Annotated in this window: 7 protein-coding genes; all 7 read right to left on the minus strand. The window is 67.9% G+C overall.

The genetic code is table 11. From position 1 onward, the window contains the following. On the minus strand, positions 1 to 729 hold a 729-nt coding region (locus WBV89_RS08230), incomplete at its 3' end, for an acyltransferase family protein (protein ID WP_423980849.1). Further along, positions 726 to 1,472, minus strand: a complete 747-nt coding sequence (locus WBV89_RS08235) for an SDR family NAD(P)-dependent oxidoreductase (RefSeq protein WP_423980850.1) — start codon at positions 1,470 to 1,472, stop codon at positions 726 to 728. The genes WBV89_RS08235 and WBV89_RS08230, both read right to left, overlap by 4 nt. 47 nt (positions 1,473 to 1,519) lie before the next feature. Beyond that, positions 1,520 to 2,899: an FAD-binding protein gene (locus WBV89_RS08240; RefSeq protein ID WP_423980851.1), complete on the minus strand. Its 1,380-nt coding sequence runs from the start codon at positions 2,897 to 2,899 to the stop codon at positions 1,520 to 1,522. A 31-nt stretch (positions 2,900 to 2,930) separates the two neighbouring features. After that, positions 2,931 to 3,716: a class I SAM-dependent methyltransferase gene (locus WBV89_RS08245; RefSeq protein WP_423980852.1), complete on the minus strand. Its 786-nt coding sequence runs from the start codon at positions 3,714 to 3,716 to the stop codon at positions 2,931 to 2,933. Next, positions 3,713 to 4,576, minus strand: coding sequence for a decaprenyl-phosphate phosphoribosyltransferase (locus WBV89_RS08250; protein ID WP_423980853.1), 864 nt, complete (start codon positions 4,574 to 4,576; stop codon positions 3,713 to 3,715). Before WBV89_RS08250 ends, WBV89_RS08245 begins: the two co-directional genes overlap by 4 nt. After that, positions 4,573 to 5,256, minus strand: coding sequence for an HAD-IB family hydrolase (locus WBV89_RS08255; protein ID WP_423980854.1), 684 nt, complete (start codon positions 5,254 to 5,256; stop codon positions 4,573 to 4,575). The genes WBV89_RS08250 and WBV89_RS08255 overlap by 4 nt, the downstream gene beginning before the upstream one ends. After that, a partial coding sequence (gene aroA, locus WBV89_RS08260) for a 3-phosphoshikimate 1-carboxyvinyltransferase (RefSeq protein WP_423980855.1) occupies positions 5,253 to 6,220 on the minus strand: 968 nt, incomplete at its 5' end. The genes aroA and WBV89_RS08255, both read right to left, overlap by 4 nt.

The raw sequence follows: 6,220 nt of genomic DNA on the forward strand, positions 1-6,220 counted from the left end.
CCCCGGGAGCCGTCGCCCGAGCAACTCGTCGCCCTTCCACGCACCGATCGCAACGCCGATCAGCATCGCCTGCATTCGGGTGTCGGTGCCGAAATACGTCCGCGCGAGAGATGCCCCGGACAGACTCAGTGCGATCATCCAGACGGCGCTGACACCGGCGAGGATTCCCCCGCCGAGGATCAGCCGTCGGCGGACGTGGGTCGCGCCACCGAGGCGGACCAGTGCGGCCACGACCACGGCGAGCATGAGGTAGAACTGCTCCTCGATCGCCAGCGACCAGACGTGGCGCAGCGGCGACGCTCCGGCCACGACGTCGGTGTAGGTCGTCCCATCGGCGATGAAGAGCCAGTTGATCGAGTAGGTCAGCGAGCCGAACACGTGGCGTCGCAGCCGGGCGAGTTCCACGTCGTTCGCCCAGGTCGCCGCGTAGAGCGCGATCGCCCCGAGTACGAGCAACGTCGCCGGGAGGAGGCGTCGGACGCGGCGCACCATGAAGGCACCGAACCCGACCCGACCGGTGCGCTCGGCCTCGTGCACCAGGAGCGCGGACAGCAGGAATCCGGAGAGGACGAAGAAGACGTCGACCCCGATGAACCCACCGGGGAGGACGTCGGGCCAGAGGTGGTAGACGACGACGGCGGCGACAGCGATCCCGCGGAGGCCGTCGAGCTCTCGAACGTGATCGAAGCGGCGCGCCGACCCGTCGTCGACGGCCTCGCCGGTGTTCACCGGTCCAGCTTGCGCCAGACGAATCCGGGAACGACGCGGAGCACGGTGAAAACGTACCTCAGCACGCCCGGGGCCCAGACGACGGAGCGGCGGCCGCGCAGGCCGGAGGCGACCGCTTCGGCGACATCGGACGGATCGCACGCGAACGGCGCCTCGTCCATCCCGTCGGTCATGGCGGAGCGAACGAAGCCGGGCCGCACGGTCAGGACCCGCGCCCCCGAACCGGCGAGGGCATGACCGAGGCCCGTGGCAAATGCGTCCTGGCCCGCCTTGGTCGCGCCGTACACGAAGTTGGACGGGCGCGTCCGGACGCCCGCGACACTCGACAACACGACGAGGACACCGTGGCCCTGCGTGCGCAGCTGTGCCGCCACCGCCAGGCCCGAGCTCACCGCGCCGGTGACGTTGACGTCGACGAGGTCGGCGGCACGCTGCGGGTCGGTGTTGACGTCGTCCGCACCGAGTTGGCCGAACGCCTGCACCACGATGTCGAGATCTCCGTGTTCGGCGACGACCTGGGCGACGAACGCCTCGTGGGTTGCGTGGTCGGTGGCGTCGAAGCTGACGGAGTGGACCGAGACCGACTCCGCCAGCCCGTCGATCTCCACGGACCCGTCACCGCGCTGCGCGAGCACCACGGTGTTCAATCCTGGCGATGCCAGCTCGCGCACGATCGCGTGAGCGATGTCGCTTCTGCCCCCGAGCACGAGGATCGTCTGGGGCTGGTCGAATGCGTTCATCATGGGGAAATCCGTTCGGAGATTGGGTGAGCGGGGATCGAGATCCGGGCTCAGATCAGCTGGAGTCGGCGGGCCTGATCGCTCGCCCACACGCCGTCGGGGTCGAACGACTCGCGAATGGCCTTCCATTCGTCGAGACGCGGGTATCCCCGGCGAACCACGTCGGGCGTGGCGAACGCATCCTTGGCGAGATAGTGGCGTCCACCGACTCCGAGCACCAGTTCGTCGAGTTCACTGAGCAGACGGCCGAGACCGGACACGCCGGCCGGGAGGTCGAGGGTCAGCGTCCATCCGGGCCGGGGAAAGCTCATCATCCCGCCGCTCTCGGCTCCGAACCGCTTGAGGACGGCGAGGAAGCTCGCATGACCCTCGTCGGCGATGCGCGCCACGATCGTGCGCATCGTGTCGACCGCCTCGAACGGCACGACGAACTGATACTGCAGGAATCCGTGCGAGCCGTACAGCCGAGTCCACTGTCCGACCATGTCGAGCGGATGGAAGAACTGGGTGATCGACTCGATGCCGTGGCCGTGTTTGGGGGTCTTGCGATACCAGAGCTCGTTGAACGCTCGGACCGCCGGACGCGTGAGCACGTTGGGGACACCTGCGGGAACATCGGGGAACACCCGCGGATCGAAGTCGAGGGGGTGCTCGGCCAGCGACGGCTTCATCTCGCGCAGATCGGCGACCGAGGCGTGATTCCCCATCGAGAGCACCGAGCGGCCGAGGTTCTTGCCGGTGGCGACGAGGTCGATCCAGGCGACCGAATACCGGTAGTCGGCGTCGCTCTCCTCCATCGCCTCGACGAGTTCGTCGAAGTTCGGGACCCGCCGGGTCTCGACGACGAAATGGCGCGACTCGACCGGGATGACCCGGAACGACACATCGGTGATCACACCGGTCAGGCCCATGCCGCCGATCGTCGCCCACCACAGCTCGGGGTCTGCATCCGCGGTGATCGACCGTGTGGACCCGTCGGCGAGCAGCATCCCCATCCGCACGACGTGTGCACCGAAGGATCCGTCGGTGTGGTGTCCCTTGCCGTGGATGTCCGACGCGACAGCGCCTCCGACCGTCACGAAACGAGTCCCCGGTGTGACCGGCACGAACCACCCGCGGGGGACGATCTCGCGCAACAGCATGTCGAGGCTCACCCCGGCGTCGACGTGGGCGACTCCAGCCTCGGCATCGAGACGGATCGGGTCGGTTCCGGGCTCCAGTTCGATGACCACTCCCCCGCCGTTCTGGGCCGGATCGCCGTACGAACGTCCGAGTCCCCGGGCGATCGCTCCGCGGGCTTCGATGATCGAGCAGAGCGCAGCATCGGAACCGAGGTCGTCACGCAATTCGTCGCCGGTGGCGCGCACGACCGTCGCCACGGTCGGAGCGGTCCGGCCCCAGCCGGTGAGGACTCGTTGTTCGGTTTCCACGAGGAGTCGAGGCTACTGGCGCTGCACGCCCCTAGTAGGGCCACTCGCCCTTGACGAGCTTCAGTGAGATCAGGACCTTCAGCACCACGTTCTTCACGAACCACGGAAGCTGGGCGAGCTGGCGGCCGGCGTTGCGGGTACGCGCTGCCGGATCGCCGGCGAGGTCGGCCCGGTAGATCGCCATCGAACGTGATCGACCGACGTAGCGGAACCGGGTTCCGAACAGGAGCGAGCGCAGGATGGCCAACGTGACGCCGATCGACGAGAACGAATCGTGGATGAGCATCGTTCCGCCGTCACCGACGCGATCGCCCCACGATCGGATGTCGGCGAGCGCCGGTCCGTAGCGGTGAGCACCGTCGATGTAGAGCACGTCCGGCTCACCGTCGACGAGGTCGAGCGCCGCATCGGAGAATTCCCGGATGTGGTCGACGCGATCGCGGACCCCGGCGCGGGTGAGGTTCGCCGTGAACACCGCATGATCGTCGGCGGCCTCGTCGGAGAAGCCCTCGATCTCCTGCGGGCCCCGGTCGTTTCCGGCGTGGGGGTCGATCGCGACGATCCGCACCGACGGGTCGGCGGCGGTGGCGAGGACGATCGTCGACCGGCCACGGAAACTCCCGATCTCGACGATCAGCCCGCCATCGGGACACGTCGTCGCGGCGTCGTACAGCGTGGCGCCCTGGCCGGGGCTCATCCAGCCCTCGACATCGGCGACCAGCGTCATCGTCGACACGAGGCTGGGCCGCTCACCCTGCGCTGTTTCGTGCGCTGCCTCGTGTTCTGGTTCTGGCGCTGTTTCGTGCTCGTTCGTCATGCTGTGTAGACCGCAATTCCGTAGATGATGATCCAGGCGAGGCCGGCGAGCTGCAGGACGCGATCGCTGGCGAAGACTTCTTCTGGCGCCGACCCCTCGCCGCGTTCGAGCACCAACAGGTATCGGAACAATGCGGCGATCATCGGCACGATCGAGAGCTCGTAGAACGGGATGTCGGTCCCCTCCGCCGTCTCGAACGCCCACACGCAGTAGCTGATCAGCGCGCCGCCGAGGCTCACCGACAACAGCATCCTGAGGAAGCCCGGTGTGTACGTGTCGAGCGTGGCACGCGTTCCGGCGCCGATCCCGAGCTCCTGGAGTTCGGCGTATCGCTTGCCGACGACGATGAACAACGATCCGAACGTCACGCACAGGACGAACCACCTCGACATCGGGACGTCGACGGCGACCGCGCCGCCGGCGGCCCGCAGGACGAACCCGGCGGCGATGGCGAGGAGGTCGATGATCGCGACCTCCTTGAGCCAGAACGTGTAGCAGAGCGTGAGCACGATGTAGACGCCGACGATCACGACGGTCTGCCAACGTCCGGTTGCCGCCGCGACGGCGAGCGCGGCCACGGGGAGGATCACCCCGATCACCCGCGCCGTGTTGACGGGGATGAGACCCGCCGCAATCGGCCGATTGCGCTTCGTCGGATGGGTCCGATCGGCCTCGATGTCGCTCAGGTCGTTCCAGATGTAGATCCCGCTCGCGGCGAGACAGAAGGCGACGAACACGATCAAGGTCGCGACCAGATCGCTCGGCGTGTCGAGCACCCCGGCCGCGCCCGGAGCAGCGAACACGAGCACATTCTTCAGCCATTGCTTCGGGCGCATCGCGCGAACGAGCGATCCGATCACGTCGTCGCCTTCGCGTGAGTGGCGGTCCTCGACGACCTGGTGGCTCTCATGGCTCTCGTGGCGGTGACCCAGCGGGCGTCGTCTGCGTCGGCCAGCATCTCTCGATCACCTGCGGAGTCGCCGTAGGCGACGACGTGGGAGTGGGCTCGCCCGTCCGTTGCGGGATCTCCGGTCCCGAGCCGCTGGTCGAGCCAGGAGTGGAGTCGGTGGACCTTCTCCGGGCCCCGACAGTTCACACCCTCGAGCGCGCCGGTGGCCACGCCGTCGCGCACCATCAATCGGGTCGCCAGCACGTCGTCCACACCGAGCAGTCGGCCGAGCGGGCGCAGATAGACCTCGAACGAGGCCGAGACGAGCACCACGATGTGGCCCTGCGCTCGATGCTCGTCGAGTCGGGCGATCGTGTCCGCCCGCAACCAGTTCTCGTGGACGAACCGGGCGAACGCCGTCCCCGCGCGTTCGAGGTCGTCGATCCGTCGCCCGCGAAAAGCTGCAGCTGCCGCAAGCGACTTGAGTTCGTCACGATCTCGACGGGCCAAGACGGGAAGCAGCCGGTCGGGGCGCGCGGCGAGTCTCCCGGCAACCCGCGGAGCACCGGTGACGCGACGCATGAACGGAACCACGCAGTCCCGGTCGGTCAACGTTCCGTCCACGTCGAATGCAGCGACGGTGGTGGTCATGCCCGCCTCGCCGGGATCGCGTCGAGCGCATCCCAGAAGTCCGGCCAACTCTTCGACACGACGTCGGGTTCGGCGATCTCGAGTCCGCCGACGACCAGGCCGAGCAGCCCGAACGACATCGCCAGGCGGTGGTCGTGGTGCGTGTCGAGTCGCGCCCCTTGCAGGACGTCGGTCGGAGCGATGGTCAACCCGTCGTCGTCGACCGTGATGTCGGCTCCGAGCTTGGTCAGCTCGGTCGCCAGGTCACCGAGTCGGTCGCTCTCCTTGTCCCGGATGAATCCGACTCCGGTGATTCGCGTCGGCGTCGTCGCCTGCGTCGCGACCACCGCGAGGGTCGGAACGAGATCGGAGATGTGGGCCATGTCGATCTCGATGCCGTGCAACGGCGTGTCGCGGCGACGCATCACGACGGTGTCGGTCGGCCCGACCGTCACGATGCAGCCCATGCGTTCGAGCACCGAGCTGAACGCGGCGTCGCCCTGCAGTGACGTATGGCCGAGGCCTTTGACCGTCACGGCGCCACCGACGATGGCTGCCGCCGCGAGCGGGTAGCTCGCCGACGATGCATCGGGTTCGACCTCGTAGCGCGTGCTGCGGTAGCCGCTCTCGGCCACGGTCACGTGACGGTGTGCGATGTGGATGTCGGTCGCGCCGAACGACTCCATCACCGCCTTGGTGATCTCGACGTACGGACGGCTCACCAGATCGGTCGACAGACCGAGTGACAGCCCATCGCGGATCAACGGGGCGATCAGCATGAGCGCGGTGACATACTGACTCGACACGTCGCCGGGCATCACGATCGCGTCGGCGCCGCCGACCGGGCCCGAGATGGTGACCGGCAGATGGCCCCATTCGCCGCTCGGCTCGACCCGCGCGCCGAGTGCATGGAGCGAGTCGTGGAGTGGACCCATGGGACGAGCCCGCAGCGGCTCGGCTCCGTCGATCAGATAAGGCCCCGGAC

Source organism: Ilumatobacter sp., assembly GCF_049588435.1.
Classification (GTDB): Bacteria; Actinomycetota; Acidimicrobiia; order Acidimicrobiales; family Ilumatobacteraceae; genus Ilumatobacter_A.